10 protein-coding genes are annotated in these 15,240 nt (G+C 60.6%); 6 read left to right on the forward strand and 4 right to left on the reverse strand.

Annotated features, from left to right (window positions below; genetic code table 11):
- Window positions 1–30 precede the first annotated feature (30 nt).
- The 3 genes from ACHZCU_RS00120 to ACHZCU_RS00130 all read left to right on the forward strand — a co-directional run bounded on the left by ACHZCU_RS00120 (window position 31) and on the right by ACHZCU_RS00130 (window position 2,107).
- Window positions 31–819, forward strand: a complete 789-nt coding sequence (locus ACHZCU_RS00120; protein WP_319517161.1) for an SDR family oxidoreductase — start codon at window positions 31–33, stop codon at window positions 817–819.
- A 53-nt stretch (window positions 820–872) separates the two neighbouring features.
- A complete protein-coding gene (locus ACHZCU_RS00125) occupies window positions 873–1,712 on the forward strand; it encodes a uracil-DNA glycosylase (RefSeq protein ID WP_394705993.1) in 840 nt (279 codons plus the stop codon).
- Window positions 1,713–1,948: 236 nt separating this feature from the next.
- A complete protein-coding gene (locus ACHZCU_RS00130; RefSeq protein WP_181190713.1) occupies window positions 1,949–2,107 on the forward strand; it encodes a hypothetical protein in 159 nt (52 codons plus the stop codon).
- A 122-nt stretch (window positions 2,108–2,229) separates the two neighbouring features.
- Here ACHZCU_RS00130 and ACHZCU_RS00135 read toward each other — a convergent pair whose 3' ends face one another.
- A complete protein-coding gene (locus ACHZCU_RS00135; RefSeq protein ID WP_319517163.1) occupies window positions 2,230–3,516 on the reverse strand; it encodes a PAS domain-containing protein in 1,287 nt (428 codons plus the stop codon).
- 220 nt (window positions 3,517–3,736) lie between these two features.
- Window positions 3,737–4,585 (reverse strand): hypothetical protein, encoded by an 849-nt coding sequence (locus ACHZCU_RS00140; RefSeq protein ID WP_319517164.1) that lies wholly within the window; start codon window positions 4,583–4,585, stop codon window positions 3,737–3,739.
- Between the two features lie 221 nt (window positions 4,586–4,806).
- On the opposite strand from ACHZCU_RS00140, the gene ACHZCU_RS00145 reads away from it, so the two are divergent.
- Window positions 4,807–6,072: an MFS transporter gene (locus tag ACHZCU_RS00145; RefSeq protein ID WP_319517165.1), complete on the forward strand. Its 1,266-nt coding sequence runs from the start codon at window positions 4,807–4,809 to the stop codon at window positions 6,070–6,072.
- 273 nt (window positions 6,073–6,345) lie between these two features.
- Here the strand turns inward: ACHZCU_RS00145 and ACHZCU_RS00150 are convergent, their stop codons facing one another.
- Window positions 6,346–7,293 (reverse strand): DMT family transporter, encoded by a 948-nt coding sequence (locus tag ACHZCU_RS00150; RefSeq protein ID WP_319517166.1) that lies wholly within the window; start codon window positions 7,291–7,293, stop codon window positions 6,346–6,348.
- Between the two features lie 189 nt (window positions 7,294–7,482).
- Here ACHZCU_RS00150 and pepN point away from each other — a divergent pair, with 189 nt between their 5' ends.
- Both pepN and ACHZCU_RS00160 read left to right on the forward strand, forming a co-directional pair.
- Window positions 7,483–10,131 (forward strand): aminopeptidase N, encoded by a 2,649-nt coding sequence (gene pepN / locus ACHZCU_RS00155; RefSeq protein WP_319517167.1) that lies wholly within the window; start codon window positions 7,483–7,485, stop codon window positions 10,129–10,131.
- 227 nt (window positions 10,132–10,358) lie between these two features.
- Entirely contained in the window at window positions 10,359–12,224 is a 1,866-nt protein-coding gene (locus ACHZCU_RS00160) for a hypothetical protein (RefSeq protein WP_319517168.1), read from the forward strand.
- 15 nt (window positions 12,225–12,239) lie between these two features.
- Here the strand turns inward: ACHZCU_RS00160 and ACHZCU_RS00165 are convergent, their stop codons facing one another.
- The gene (locus ACHZCU_RS00165) at window positions 12,240–15,215 is read right to left on the reverse strand and encodes a bifunctional [glutamine synthetase] adenylyltransferase/[glutamine synthetase]-adenylyl-L-tyrosine phosphorylase (protein WP_319517169.1); all 2,976 of its coding nucleotides are present in this window, start codon (window positions 15,213–15,215) and stop codon (window positions 12,240–12,242) included.
- Between the last annotated feature and the right edge of the window lie 25 nt (window positions 15,216–15,240).

Here is a 15,240-nt window from a genome sequence, read left to right on the forward strand (position 1 = left end):
AATCGGCCGATTCCGGCCAAGGAGTTTTTCATGGATTTTGGTATTGCCGGCAAGAAAGCGATCGTGCTCGCCTCATCGCGTGGCCTCGGCGCAGGCATCGCCGAAGCGCTGGCAAAGGAAGGCGCACATGTGCTTCTTTGCGGTCGCACCGAAGACCGGCTGGCCGCAAACTGCAAGGTGATCAACGACACGACACCCGGGAAAGCCGATTACACCGTCGCCGATCTTGCCGCGGAGGACTTCGTTGAAAAACTGATCTCTGCTGCCGATGAAAAGCTTGGCGGCGTCGACATCCTGGTCAACAATTCCGGGGGTCCGACACCTGGAACGGTCGCAGAAATGAGCCCTGAAAGACTCAATCGCTTTTTCCAGTCGATGGTCGCCCCGATCATCACGCTCACCAATGCGCTTGTACCGAAAATGCAGAAAAAGGGCTGGGGCCGGATCGTGACCGTTGCCTCCGGCGGCGTTGTCGAGCCGATCCCGAACCTTGCGCTTTCCAACACGTTGCGTTCGGCGCTGGTGGGCTGGAACAAGACGCTTTCGAGCGAGGTGGCCGCCGACGGCATTACCGCAAACCTTCTGCTGCCCGGCCGCATTCACACCGACCGTATCGAGGAACTCGACCACGCCAATGCCGAACGCAGCGGAAAAAGCCTGACCGATGTGCGCCAGGCCTCGCTGGCGACGATCCCCGCCGGACGGCTGGGGCGCGTGGAGGAATTCGCAAGCGTTGCCGCCTTCCTGTGCTCGCGGCAGGCAAGCTATCTGACGGGAAGCCTGATCCGCTGCGATGGCGGTGCAACCCACGCCATCTGATATCAACCTATTGCCGGGCGGCCGGGTGGTCGCCCCATGGAACCCATGAAATGATGTCCGCACGGGAACTGACAGCACACGAGGCAGCCGCCCTTCTGCATTTTTATGCCGATGCAGGGGTGGATGTGCTTGTCGAGGACGCGCCCGTCGACCTGACGGTGCGTTCCGAAACCCGTGCGGCCGCCTCTCAGTCTCCTCAGCCCCGCCCGGCCGAACCGCGGCAAAAGACGCCGGCGGCTGCATCCGCGGCCCCGCAGGCACCGCGTCCGCCCGTCGGCACAACGACCATACCGGACGACAAGGCCGTTTCCGATGCGCAGTTTGCAGCCGAAAGCGCCCGGTCGCTTGGTGAGCTCAAGACCGTGCTGGAAGGGTTTTCAGGGTGCAATCTCAAACATAATGCCCGCTCGACGATCACGCTGGAAGCAATGCCGGACACCGGCATTCTGGCCGTATGCGGGTTTCCCACCGGTGACGATGACCGCAACGGCGCTCCGCTTGCCGGACGGGCCGGCGGCCTGTTCGAGCGGATGCTTGCCGCCATCGGCCTGACGCGGGAGGCCGTTGCCGTTACCACTGCGCTGCCCTGGCGCACGCCCGGCGACCGCAGCCCGACTCATTCGGAAATGGATATCTGCCGGCCGTTTCTTGAACGCCAGATTGCGCTTGCCGAGCCGCGCATCCTTCTGGTTCTCGGCAATTTTGCCTGCCGGATGATGATCGACAGCAACAAAACGGTGTTCGACCTGCGCGGCAAATGGCACACGCGTGAGATCAACGGACATGCCGTCGAGGTTCTGGTGACCTTTTCCCCGACCGAGCTTCTCGCCGCTCCCGCCAACAAGAAACCCGCATGGCAGGACCTGCTCTCCTTCAAGGCACGCCTCGGTTAGTGCGACCTGCGTAATGGCCTGAAAGACCGCGCCGCATTGCCCGCCCCTGCGCGTCAAACGCTGTTCGCCTGAGCGTAATTTACGCATCGTTTACTCCGGCATGCGTCAGGTGCATGGCTGCCCTACGGCAGGCCCCATTGCTGCTAAGGGGCATTTCGGGGATAAAGGGTCATGTCTTGGGAGGATCCACAGGAACCAAGGCAATGAGACACTTACAGGATATGGACGCAACCCTTATGCAGAATACGCGCCTTTCTCTCGAACTCGGACGCTCGACCAATGGATACCACGGTCAGCGGGGCATCGACCGCGCGATCGCCAAGGGCTTTGCCAAGGTCATCGGACATCACGATGCCAGCACGCGCCGCCCGGCAATGCGGGCGCTCGGCGCCTGATTTCAGCAGGCAGGGATGACGGCACAGTAGTAATGTTGTGCGTTAAATCGTGCCTGGATAGTGCTGATTTTGATCGGAAAGTCGGGTTTTGTCCCGGCTTTTTCTGTTTTTACCGCTTGCTCTCAATCATCCCAGCAAACTTCGACTGTCGTTCCGCTTTCGACCGCAGTCCTGATCGTGAATTTCAGGCCGAGCTTTGAAGCCGCCTCCTGCGCACGCACGAGACATGTGTGCGAAATGCCCATGGTCAGTTCCGGCTGCTTGAAAACAGCCTCGAGTTCGCTCTCGCTCATTCCTCTGCCGATATCGGTAAACAAGGCCCTGAAGCCGTTTTGCAAGGCCGGCTCAAGCGTGACCTCCGCATCACAATAGGGCGGAGACACGGCCACCAGCCGTTCAACGAGATCCGAAAACAGCGCTGTCAGCATTTCCTCGTCGACCGGGACCATCCTTTCGCCGTCGTCAATGGCGGTTGTCAGCGTGATGCTTTCGGCCACCGCTTCGTCGCGGTGACGCTGCAGCGCCGTGCGCAGACACTTGCCGGGCGCAATCAGCGGAACACCCGACTGTCGCTCCTGCCTGTCGCGTTCGCTCTCGAACTCGGCATAAATATCACGCCGCAACGCCGCAGATGCCAGTGCCCCGGAGGATTGCGTGGCCATTCCATCGCCATGCACGTTAGCGCTGTCAGCCTCCGGCGGCTGGCGTTGCCCGGCAGCTTCCGAATTGCTTATCCGGTCGGCGTGCAAAGAGGCCGCATCGCCATGCGCATCCGTGTCTGCACGGGCGGAAGGCTGTCGCGCAACCGCGTGTTCGGAAACAGGTTGCGGTCGCGCCGGCGCCGCTGCCGGGCGGGAACGCGCGACAGACCAGGGCATAAGGCGTTGGGCAGGTTCTGCCCGTTCGGATCTGCCGGAGATACTGTTTGCCGTCTCCTCCGGCTGCGCGGCCACGGCGGGCGGGGCAGCAACCGGAGACGAAGGCGCAAATTCCGTCTCATTGACCTTCGGCATCGCAGCCGCCCGGCGCGGCACGTCCCCCGTCCCGGCAGCAGGGGTGATGACGACGCAAACAGAATCGCGATGGCGCATGCGGGCAAGCGAAAGATTTGAACCGCCGCCCGGCCTGCCGGAAAAGAACGCCGAAACCTCTTCAAGGCGACTGCCCGGCTCGTCGGACAGCACCCGCACCATTGCCTTTTCGAGCTTGCTGCGGTCATCCCCGGAAAACCAGGATACCAGCCTTGATCCGCAGATATCGGCCTCGGACGTTCCCAGAAGCGCCAGGGCAGCCTTGTTGGCAACCTCGATAACCCCTTCGGGATCGACCAGCAAAATGCATTCGGGTGCCCGATCGAGCGTCTGCACCACCGGTCTGTTGTCGGCCGTTCGTGGCAGTTCGGAATTCATCAATCGCATCCGTTTGTCTAGTCGGGCGTTTTACACGCCGAAACCGGGTCAGCCAGGATCAACATATCGCGGCAACCGCTGAACATATGCAAAGATACCATGAGATCATGAGAGCCCCATGAGATAAATCGCATATTGGTCAATATTTTTGTCAAATGTAGGAACAAACGCGCGCTGACGGAATATTGTTGAGAACAATCCGGCAATCGCCGGCCGGCGCTCAATCGTCCCCCGCACCGACGACATGCTCAAAGGCCGCGTCCAGATGCTGCGCCTTGACGGCCTGCCAACGGCAATATTCATCGATGAAAGTATGATCGACCCACATCCCGGTTTCAAACGGCTTGCCTGTCCAGCCGATTGCACCGACCTCGAGGACCTTGCGCAATATGCGTTGCAGATGCGTACGTGAAATCAGGATACGTCCAGCCATCTCGCGTGCGTTGATTGCGGGGATCAGATAGCGGCCGTCGCTGCACGCCTGACGCCCGGCCATGCTTACGATACTGTCCATCACTAATCCGCCCGAGATCGACTTCTGCAACAGCGCAACACGCGGCGGCGGCTCACGCCATGCCGCATCGTAAAGACAGCTCCAGGCAAGGCGGGACTGGATGGCGGGGATAGTTTCAGGCCGGGCGGCGAACGCGGACACCCGATCCGCACCGTCAACCGCATCGAGCACCGAGAAATTTGCGCCCAGCCACTGCCCGATTGCACCGCAGACGATTTCCGACGGCGCGAAATAACGCGGGCGCAGGCTTTTATGGGCCGGATCAGGCTGAAGAAAACCGTATTTGACGGATTCGTCGACATGATTGCGGATCGTGTTGGGGCTTGCGACCCTGAAGGGCTTCAGCACATCGATCAGGTTGTTGACGGTCAGCGCGCCGTTTTCGCCCCAGTAGAGAGCAAGCGCCGATTGCGAAATCAGCCAGCGCCGATGCGAAGCGAAATTGGCCCCCAGGCGCGGGTTCGCCTGATAGACACCATCCAGCCTGTCGCCATAGAGCGAAAGTGAAGCCAGAAATGAGGGATGGGTCGCGATCGTGTGTGCTGAAAGCGGCATTGTTCGGGTATGATGTCGGCGCTTATTGACCGGAAACAATATCGAATCCGGCTTTATTAGGGCCGGACCCTACTTGATCCGGTTTAGAAAATACAGATGCAAAAATCCCGTGCGAACGGTTGCAGGGGCGGCGTCAAAACTTTATAGGCGGAAAATTCGCCGCGCTGGTCGTGCTTCCGGCGGAAACCAGAGACGTTCCCGAACCGCAGCGAGCGAAAACCATGTTTGCCAGTCTTGTCTCTATCGCGTCCCTGATGCTCTCGACCGTCCTGATGATGATCGGTTACGGGCTGATGAATTACCTGATTCCGGTGCGCTCGGTCGCCGAAGGCTGGACTCCGTTTCTGATTTCGGTCATCGCCACCGGCTACACGGTCGGCTTTACGCTGTCGTGCATCATATCCCCGAAACTGGTGCTGCGCGTCGGTCATGTCCGCGTGTTCAGCGCCTTGATCACCCTGCTGACAGCCTCGATCCTGATCAGCTCTCTCGTTGTCGACTGGCGGGCCTGGGTCGTCTTCAGGGCTATTTCCGGGTTTGCCGTGGCCGGCTGCTATCTGGTGATCGAAAGCTGGCTGAATGAGCGGGTGACCAACGAGACGCGCGGCTCGGTATTTTCGATCTATATGATGATGACGCTGGCCGGTTCGATCGGCGGACAGTATCTGGTCCCGCTTGGCGACCCGCTGAACACCTCGCTGTTCATCGTCTGCGGGATCGTCTTTGCCATCGCCATCCTGCCGACCGCCCTTTCCACGGCGCAGTCCCCCGCCCCGATCGCACAGGTCCAGCTCGGTCTCAGAAAGCTTTATCTGCGTTCTCCCGTCGCTTTCGTCGGCGCCATACTGGCCGGCATACTGTCAGGCACGTGGTCCAGTCTCGGCGGCGTCTACACCACACAAAGCGGCTTTACGACCGGCCAGGGCGCGACGCTGCTCGCCTTTGTGCTGGCCGGCGGCGCACTCGGGCAGATCCCGATCGGGCGCATTTCCGACCTGACCGACCGGCGCTATGTGATGATCGCCTGCGGCGCCATCGGCGTTATTGCGGCTATCGCGATGTTCTTCATGTCGCCGTCAACCCCGAAGCTGCTTTACGGCTCGGCCTTCATCGTCGGCTCCATGCTCTATCCGATCTACGCGCTCAATGTCGCATACGCCAACGACCGTGCAGACCCGAGCGAATACATCACCATCTCCAGTTCCCTGATGGTGCTCTACGGTTTCGGCACTGTCGCCGGCCCGCTGATCGGTGGTGGCGCGATGGAAGTGGCAGGCCCGCGTGGACTGATGATCTATCTTGCAATCGGCTTTGCGTTTTACGCATCCTATGCCGGCTGGCGCGTCATGCGCGGTAACCCGTCGGTTTCGCCGGACGATCGTGCCGACTTCCATGCGATTGCCGTTCCCATGCGCGGTACCGACCCGGCAGGCAGCATCGCCGTTGACTACGAGGCGGAATACGACCCGGCCTCGCAGAGCGAATAATACCAAGAGTCAATGATTAGGACCCATATGATGCGCGCTGGAATGGTCGTCCGAGTAGGAAAATACCGCAGAGCGATGCCGTAGCATCGCGCGAGGATTTTGACGCCCTCGGTGGCCATTCCAGCCGCACCCTACGGGCCGGGCGCTTTTGAAAGCCTGCGGCGTTGAAAATCCTCGCCGTAGCGATGGCCACGACTGCGGTTTTCGCCTAGCCGGCTTTCAAAATCGCTCCGGTCAGATGGGTCCTAATCATTGACTCTTGGTATAAGCATTTCAGTTCGGCGTCTGCGATGGTGAAACGCGCCGGATTTTCCGGCGTTCAAGGCCCAGCCTGTGCTCGCGAAAGATAATGAATATGCCGGCGCCGACCACAAAGACCGAGCCGGTCAGCGTATTCATCGTGGGAATTTCACCGAAGATGAAGAACGAAATCGCAATACCGAAAATGATCGAGCTGTAGTCGAAGGGCGCAATCGTGGACGCATCGGCAAAACGATATGATTCGGTCATCATGATCTGCCCCACGCCGCCGAAAAGGCCGGAGAGAATGAGCAGAACCATCGGCCAGACCGCAAGCGACGACCAGCCGAACGGCAACGTCGCCAGAGAAAGCAGTGCGGCGAAGCTGGAGAAATAGAGCACGATTGTCGGCCCCTTCTCGGTGATCAGCAGACGGCGAACCTGGATCATCGCCAGCGCACCGAGGGTCGCACCGGCAAGCACAAGTGCTACGGCAAGCGCTTCCGTCGATCCCATCCCGCCTTCACGAAACAGGGTCAGCTTGGGCCAGGAGATGATCATGACGCCGAAAAGCCCGATGCCGACAGCCGACCAGCGATAGATGCGCACCGCCTCTCCCAACAGCAGGGCGGCGAAAACAACGGACAATAGCGGCATCGCATAGCCCAGCGCGATCACCTCCGGCAGGGGCAGATGCATCAACCCGTAAAACCCCATCCCCATGGAGGTGATTCCAATCAGCGACCGCAGAAAATGCCCGACGGGACGCTGCGTCTTGTAGGCGCCCTTCAGTTCATGCCGCCAGAACAGGTAGACAATGATGGGCGCGATGCCGAAAAACGAACGGAAAAAGGTAACCTGACCCGGCGCAATCCCCTCTCCCGCAAGCTTGATACAGGTCTGCATGCAGAGAAAGGCAAGGATCGAGCACAGTTTGAGAACAATACCCCGCAAGGGGTTGGCATTGGCTTCGAAGGGCATGGAAGAATACGGTCTGACGTTTGGTTTGACGGCAAATGTGGCCGCAAGGGTGCCCCCTCCTTACGCCAATTGTCGCTTCGATGTACAGATTTCATGAAAATTCGGCGAAGCATTTGCAATTCTCCGGCTTCGGCGCTTTGTTGTGCAACAAACGGCACAGCCGCACAGAATTTTATAAAGAGGAAGCCCATGCGTACGGACACGAACCGGACCGTTTACCTGAAGGACTATCAGCCGACCGATTTCATCATCGAGTCGATCGATCTTGTTTTCGATCTCGGCGAGACGCTGACAACTGTGGGAAGCGAGATCCGCATGCACCGGCGGCCCGGGGCAGACCCGGCAGCACCACTGGTCTTTGCAGGCGACGGCCTGGCCCTTTCCGGCCTTGCGCTCGACGGCAAGCCGCTCCTGCCCGAACGCTATGACTGCGATGCCAGCACGCTGACGATCCGCGACCTTCCAGAAGACGGCTCGTTCACACTGACGATCAAAACGCGGATCAACCCGTCCGCCAACAGTGAACTTCTGGGGCTCTACCGCACCAGCGGCATCTACTCGACCCAGTGCGAGGCCGAAGGCTTTCGCCGCATCACCTATTTTTATGACCGGCCCGATGTGCTGGCGGTCTATACCGTCACCATCATCGCCGACAAACAGTCCTGCCCGCTGCTGCTGTCCAACGGCAACCTCGTGGAAGAACAGGACCTCGGCGACGGCCGCCACATGGCGAAATGGCACGACCCCTTCAAGAAGCCGTCCTATCTTTTCGCGCTGGTCGCCGGCGACCTGACGATGATCGAGGACAGTTTCACGACCATGTCCGGCCGCGATGTTGCACTCAGAATCTATGTCGAGCACGGCAAGGCGGCACGTGCGGGCTATGCCATGGATTCGCTCAAACGCGCCATGAAATGGGACGAGGAGCGCTTCGGACGGGAATATGATCTAGACATCTTCATGATCGTCGCCGTCTCCGATTTCAATATGGGCGCAATGGAGAACAAGGGCCTCAACATCTTCAACGACCGGCTGATCCTCGCCGATCCCGAAACGGCCACAGATGACGACTATGCGCGGATCGAGGCTGTGGTGGCGCATGAATATTTTCATAACTGGACCGGCAACCGCATCACCTGCCGCGACTGGTTCCAGCTGAGCCTCAAGGAAGGGCTCACGGTTTATCGCGAACACGAGTTCTCCGCTGACCAGCGTTCGCGCCCGGTCGTGCGTGTCGATGAGGTCAAGTTCCTGCGCGCCCATCAGTTTCCCGAGGATGGCGGCCCGCTCGCCCATCCCGTGCGCCCGACGCAATATCTGGAAATCGACAATTTCTACACGACCACGGTCTATGAGAAGGGGTCCGAGGTTTCCCGGATGATTGCCACGCTTCTGGGCCCGGACGGGTTCCGCAAGGGGCTCGATCTGTTTTTCGAACGTCATGACGGCGGCGCGGTCACGATCGAGGACTATCTGAAATGCTTCGAGGATGCGACCGGCCACGACCTGACCCATTTTGCGCTCTGGTATCACCAGGCGGGCACACCGGTGATCTCGGCCGCGAGCTTCTATGACGAACGCAAGCAGCAGCTGAAACTGACGCTGAGCCAGACCACACCGCCGACACCCGACGAAAAGATCAAGAAACCGCTGCATATTCCGCTGCGGGTCGGGCTGATCGGCCCGAACGGCGCCGACATGGCACCGACAGCGATTACCGGCGGGGAATACCGCAAGGATGTGCTGGAGCTGACAAAGGACGAACAGACCTTCGTATTCGAGGGGATCGGTGCACGGCCCGCCGTCTCGGTCAATCGCGATTTTTCCGCACCGGTAAAGGTCCGTTTTGACCAGTCGCGCGAAGACCGTCTGCGTATTGCGGGCGCCGAACGCGATCTGGTGGCGCGCTGGGATACGGTCAATGCGCTGGCACTTGAAGTGCTGGTCAAGGCTGCAGAAGACGTCAAGGCCGGCAGACCGGTCACGACCGATCCGGCACTGAGCGATCTGCTGGTGGCCACGGCGGAAGACACGGCACTTGAACCCGCCTTCCGGGCGCTGGCGCTGACGCTTCCCGGCGAACTCGATATCGGCCGGGAAATCGGTGCGGATATCGATCCGGATGCAATCCATCTGGCCCGCAATACGGTGATCGAAGCCATTGCCGAGGCGGGCGCCGACAGCTTTGCGCAGCTGACCGGAGACATGGCCAATGGCGGTGCATTCAGCCCTGATGCACAAAGCGCCGGACGCCGGGCGCTGCGCAATGCAGCACTCGTTCTGGCGGCCGCGGCCGAAAAGTCCCCTCGCCGCGCAAGCCAGGCCTATGAGAGCGCGGACAACATGACCGACATGCTGGCGGCGATGCGGGTGCTCGCCCACCAGTTTGCCGGTTCCGCCGAGGCAGAGAATGCCCTTGCCAATTTCAGGCGTCGCTTTGCGGGTGAACCGCTGGTGCTCGACAAGTGGTTTTCCACGCTGGCGACAGTGCCCGGTGAGAACACGCTGGAGCGTGTGACAAAGCTGATGGGCGATGAGGCTTTCGATGAAGGCAATCCCAACCGCGTGCGCGCGTTGATCGGCACATTCGCCTCTTCGAACCCGACCGGTTTCAATCGCCCCGACGGTGCGGGTTATGCGTTTTTCGCCGATTTCATTCTCACGTCCGACAAGCGCAACGCCACGCTCACGGCACGCCTTATGACGGCAATGCGTTCCTTTGAGGCGCTTGAACCGTCAAGACGCGCACTTGCCCGCGAACAGATCGAACGCATTGCCGCGCATGACGACCTTTCGCGCAACCTGCGGGATATTGTCGATCGGATGTTGAAAAGCTGATTTGGCACTTGCCAAAAAGCGCAATCGGAGTCCTCGTTTCGGCCGCATGATGCCCCCGCAGGTTGTCCAGACCTGGCATCAGGCGGCCGTCAACTCACAAAAAAACCTTATTTGATATATGGTTAACAAAAGCTTCCCTCTGGGTGCTGGACAAGCCGAATCACCTTTGATTCACTAGGGTAGATTCGCAAGGCGGTTTCGCGGATCACACGAGGGAACTTGAGCAAATGAAACGATCAGATCTGTGGGACGAGCCCGCAGTGAACGGGCGCTTGCGCGCCGGATTCACCGCGCGACAGGCCTCTTCAAACCAGGAACAATCGGGTTTCCCGGCCCTTGGCGTGCTGGCGGCAACCAACCGTCCGGCCATCGAGCAGGCCCTCAAGAAGGCCATTCCCTTTCTGATCATCGCCTTTCTCATCTGTGTCGCCGCAGCGCGCGGTTTCTCGCTGATGGCAAGCCATGCACGGATGGAAGATGCGGTGCGCCAGGCGACCGAACTGACGTCGGCCATGGCTCTGGCTGCGCTGGAAGATCAACCGGCACTGTTTGAACCGGTAAATGCCGCGGAGGCCAATGACAGGTTGCAGGCGTTGACGACGCTCGCCACAGCCGCTCCGGATACCGACCTTCTGATGATCGACACGACGGGAACCGTGCTTGCCGCAACCGCAGCGCGTGCAGATCTTCTCGGACGCTCGCTTGCCTCGGTGTTTCCGGAACTGACATCGGCGCGGCATCCCCGCACCGCCGGACAGGTGGTTGAAACCCGGATCGACGGTGCGCCCTATCAGGTTTCCATGCATCTGGTCGGCAGCGGCGGCGGCATGGTGGTCGCCCTCCACGCCATGGAGCGCATGAATGCCTTCTGGCGTGCGGAGGTCAATCTCAATGTCACCCTGTTTGCGGCGATGGCACTGCTGCTGCTCGTCGTGGTCTATGCCTATTACACCCAGATCAGCCGTGCGGAAGCGACGACCGACCTCATGTCGACCGAGCGCAGAGCCCATGATGTGATGCTGGCCAATGGCGAAGCGGGGCTGTGGTCGTTCACTCCGTCGAACCGCCGGGCGGTCCTCGACGGTTCGGCAAGCGCGGCGCTCGGTCTCGGCTCGAAGGCACGCGAACTTTCCTACCGCGATCTGCTCGGCCTCGTTCATCCGGACGACCGCTGCGGACTGTCCCGGAAACTTCACCCCTGCGATGACGGACTGATCGAGGCCGACATTCGTATTCGCCAGAATGACGGTCACTACGTCCTGTTTGCAATCCGGGCTCATGCCGCAATGAAAGCCGGCACGGTCACCGTATCGGGTGCTGCAATTCGTGTTGCTTCCGACCGGCATCGCGCGCTCGAGGCGGCAACCCGCCGCGCCGGCATGCTGGAAACGGCCTTTGATGCTCTTCCCCAGCCGCTTGCACTGTGGCGCAAGGATGGAAGCCTCGATCTTGCAAACCATGCCTTCAAGGCGGCCTATGACCTTGATGGCGCCAACGCCCCGGTCCGGCGCGACCTGCTCGACACCGAGGAGCACGACCGGCCGGTTGTCGTGCGGCGCGCCCACGGTGACAATATCGATGCAACCGAAATCAGGACGGCTCGCGGGGAATGGATGCAGCTTGCAGAACGCTGCTTCGCAAACGGATCGTCGCTGACGGTCGGCACCGACATTACCCGCTTCAAGCAAGAACAGGGCCGCCTGCAGGCAGAACAGGAACGTCTGCGGGAAAAGGTCAGCGCCATGGCCAGCACCCGCCGCAAGCTTGAACTGCGATGCGCCTCGCTGGAACGCGCGCAGGAAAGACAGGCCGACACCCCCGCCCTGACCACCGGAACCGAAACGGCAGCCACTCCGTGCGTTTCAGCAGAAATCCGCACATCGCTCACCGCGGTCCTCGGTTTTTCGGAACTGATGATTGCCGAAACGGAAAAGACCCGTTCGCCAAACGGCAAGCTTTGCGAATATGCCCGCCACATTCACGACGGCGGCAAGGCGCTCCACGCACTGGTCGAGCGCCTCGAAAATAACGGCGGAGAACGTGTGCCGGACAGCAGCCAGGACGGCCCGGTCGTGCGGCGCATCGTCGCCTGAGCATCTGCCAAGCCGTTATCCGGCGGCCTCATCATCCTCGGCGGCCGGCAGCAATTTTGCGAAGATCGCCCGCACCTCGCCGGCCCGGTCGGCGATCAGCGCTTCAAGTGCACTCATATCCGGGCAGTCGGCCAGCTTGCAGAGACGCTCAAGAAGACCGGAGGGCGCCGTGTCCGGCTCGAACCCCTCATTCAGGCATGTGCGGGTAAGCTGGGCGATGTCGGTATAAAGGGCCAGAGCCCTGCGGACCGCTTCCAGATCACCATCTTCCATGATTTCCGGGCCGAAGCGCGCCAGCACGTCATCCGTGGTCATCACCTCGCGGCCACCGATCTCGCCGCGCGGCACATGGCAGGCCAGATGGCAATACTGTGCAATGAATTCGATATCGATCAGACCGCCGGGAATAAGTTTCAGATCCCACTGGCTTCTGGCTGGCTTGTCGCGTTCGATGCGCGCGCGCATATCGGCGATGGCGCGGGCAAGCGTGTTGCGATCGCGCGGCATCCCCAGAACGGCATCGATCACGCTGCCGGTATCCGCCATCAGCGACGGGTCGCCGCACAGCGGATGGGCGCGTGAAAGCGCCATATGCTCCCAGGTCCAGGCCTCGTTCATCTGGTATTTTTCGAAAGCCGCCAGCCTCGTTGCAAGCGGCCCGGCCTTGCCGGAAGGCCGCAACCGCATGTCCACTTCATAAAGCACGCCTTCGGCCGTCGGCGCGCTGAGAGCCGCCACCAGACGCTGTGTCACGCGCGCAAAATACCGCGGCACATCCAGTTGCTTCGGCCCCGAGGACATGGAAAGCGGATCGTCGCAATCGTAAAGCACGATCACGTCCACATCCGATCCCGCCGTCAGCTCCGAGCTGCCGAGCTTGCCCATGGCCAGCACGCAGGTGCGCTGCCCCTCGACCGTGCCATGCGCCTCTTCCATCTGGGCAAGCACGCCCTGCAGCGCCTCATCGATGACAAGCGTCGCCAGCATGGTCAGCGCACGACCGGCGGCAAAGCCACTGATCGATCCGGTCACCAGCCGGATGCCGATCAGGAAACGCTGCTCGGCTGCAAATATCCTCAACCGGTCGAGGCGCTCCTCATAAATATCCGCTCCGGTCATGAAGGCTTCAAGCCGTTCAACCAGATATTCGCGTGTCGGGATTTCCGTCATCAGCGCCGGATCGAGCATGCCGTCAACGATATGGGCGCGGCGGGCGACGATTTCGGCAAGCCGGGGTGCGGCCGACATGATCTCGACAAACAGCAGCAGAAGGTTCGGATTGTTCTTCAGCAGTGAAAACAGCTGTACGCCGGCCGGCAGACCGGACAGGAACCGATCGAACCGCAACAGCGCCTCATCGCCCCTGCGGCTTGTGCCGAAGGCTTTCAGAAGCTCGGGCATGATCTCGGTGAGTCGCTGGCGCGCATTGCCCGTCTGCGTGGCCCGGTAGCGGCCGTAATGCCATGTGCGGATGACACGGGAAATATCCTCGGGCCGTTCGAAGCCGAGGTTTCTCAGGGTTTCCAGCGTGCCGGGATCGTCATCCTCGCCGGTAAACACAAGATTGCCGGCTTCGCCGGAAAGCGTGGTCTCCCGCTCGAACAGCCGGGCATAGCGCCGCTCAACGGTTTTGAGGGCATCGAGAAGCGCTTCGGAAAAGGCATCGGTCGTTTCAAACCCGCTCATCCGGGCGATCCGCAGCAGACCGTCGGCATCTTCGGGCAGCACATGGCTTTGCTCATCGCGCACCATCTGGATGCGGTGTTCGACATTGCGCAGGAACCAGTAGGCCGTGGTCAGTTCATCGGTCGTCGCCTTGTCGATCCAGCGTGCTTCGCGCAGGGCTTCCAAGGCGTCGACCGTCCTGCGGCATCTCAATTCAGGCATGCGCCCGCCGGCAATCAATTGCTGGGTCTGGACGAAAAATTCGATTTCGCGAATACCACCGCGCCCGAGTTTGACGTTATGCCCGTGAACGGCGACGAGGCCAAACCCCTTGTGGGCATGGATCTGCCGTTTGATGGAGTGGATATCGGCAATCGCCGCATAGTCGAGATATTTGCGGAAGATGAATGGAATCATCTCGCCCAGAAAGGTCTCGCCGGCGGCAAGATCGCCGGCAATCGGCCGCGCCTTGATATAGGCGGCACGCTCCCAGTTCTGACCACGGCTTTCATAATAGAGAAGCGCAGCTTCCACAGGGATCGCCAGAGCAGTGGAACCGGGATCAGGCCGTAGCCGCATATCCGTACGGAACACATAGCCATCGCCGGTGCGCTCCTGCAGGATGCGGATGAGGCGACGCATCAGGCGGGGCAAAAGCGAGCGCGGGTCATCCCCTTCACTGAATATCCCGGCGTCAGGATCAAAAAAGACGACAATATCGATATCGGAAGAGTAATTCAGCTCACAAGCGCCCAGTTTGCCCATGCCCAGAACGACGATGCCTGATTGCGCGGAGGGGGCATCCGGATCCTTCAGCGTCAGCTTGTTTTCCCCGGCGGCTGAAACCAGCAGGTGGTCGACTGTCGCGGCGACGGCCGCGCTTGCAAAGTCACTCAGAAAGGCCGTCGTTTCTTCCGGCGAGATCATTCCGGCCAGATCGGCAAGCGCCGTCAAGAATGCAATGCGCCGCTTTGCAGTCCTGAGCCGCACCATGATGTCACTGTCGCCGGTCTTTCCCTCCGGATCGCGCCACGCATCACGCGCCTGCTGCGTGATGCGTTCAAGCTGCGGAATGAACGGCTCGTCGATGTGCTCAAGCAGCTCCGGATGCGCGCGAAAACTGTCAAACAGGAAAGGCGAAAGCGAAAAGACGGTTGCGAGAAACGTCGTCAGCCGATCATCTCCGTCAGCGAGAAATGCCGGGAGGTCCTGTTTTTCCGCCGCAGCCGACAGCTCGCTGCGGGCAGCCATGAACAATTCGTCATTCAGCGGAAACACAGGCTTTCCTGAAAACTCACGCAGTGTCTTGTGTGCCCGTTCGCTCATGTTTTCCTCCGCCATGCTGTCTTAG

The organism is uncultured Martelella sp. (genome assembly GCF_963677965.2).
Taxonomy (GTDB): domain Bacteria; phylum Pseudomonadota; class Alphaproteobacteria; order Rhizobiales; family Rhizobiaceae; genus Martelella; species Martelella mangrovi.

What these genes read in the sequence shown, in the direction of transcription:
- ACHZCU_RS00140 (WP_319517164.1), bottom strand. Translation starts at nt 4,585, where the DNA reads ATGCCGCTTTCAGCACACACGATCGCGACCCATCCCTCATTTCTGGCT.
- ACHZCU_RS00145 (WP_319517165.1), top strand. Translation starts at nt 4,807, where the DNA reads ATGTTTGCCAGTCTTGTCTCTATCGCGTCCCTGATGCTCTCGACCGTC.
- ACHZCU_RS00165 (WP_319517169.1), bottom strand. Translation starts at nt 15,215, where the DNA reads ATGAGCGAACGGGCACACAAGACACTGCGTGAGTTTTCAGGAAAGCCT.
- ACHZCU_RS00160 (WP_319517168.1), top strand. Translation starts at nt 10,359, where the DNA reads ATGAAACGATCAGATCTGTGGGACGAGCCCGCAGTGAACGGGCGCTTG.
- ACHZCU_RS00150 (WP_319517166.1), bottom strand. Translation starts at nt 7,293, where the DNA reads ATGCCCTTCGAAGCCAATGCCAACCCCTTGCGGGGTATTGTTCTCAAA.
- ACHZCU_RS00125 (WP_394705993.1), top strand. Translation starts at nt 873, where the DNA reads ATGTCCGCACGGGAACTGACAGCACACGAGGCAGCCGCCCTTCTGCAT.
- ACHZCU_RS00120 (WP_319517161.1), top strand. Translation starts at nt 31, where the DNA reads ATGGATTTTGGTATTGCCGGCAAGAAAGCGATCGTGCTCGCCTCATCG.
- ACHZCU_RS00135 (WP_319517163.1), bottom strand. Translation starts at nt 3,516, where the DNA reads ATGAATTCCGAACTGCCACGAACGGCCGACAACAGACCGGTGGTGCAG.
- pepN (WP_319517167.1), top strand. Translation starts at nt 7,483, where the DNA reads ATGCGTACGGACACGAACCGGACCGTTTACCTGAAGGACTATCAGCCG.
- ACHZCU_RS00130 (WP_181190713.1), top strand. Translation starts at nt 1,949, where the DNA reads ATGCAGAATACGCGCCTTTCTCTCGAACTCGGACGCTCGACCAATGGA.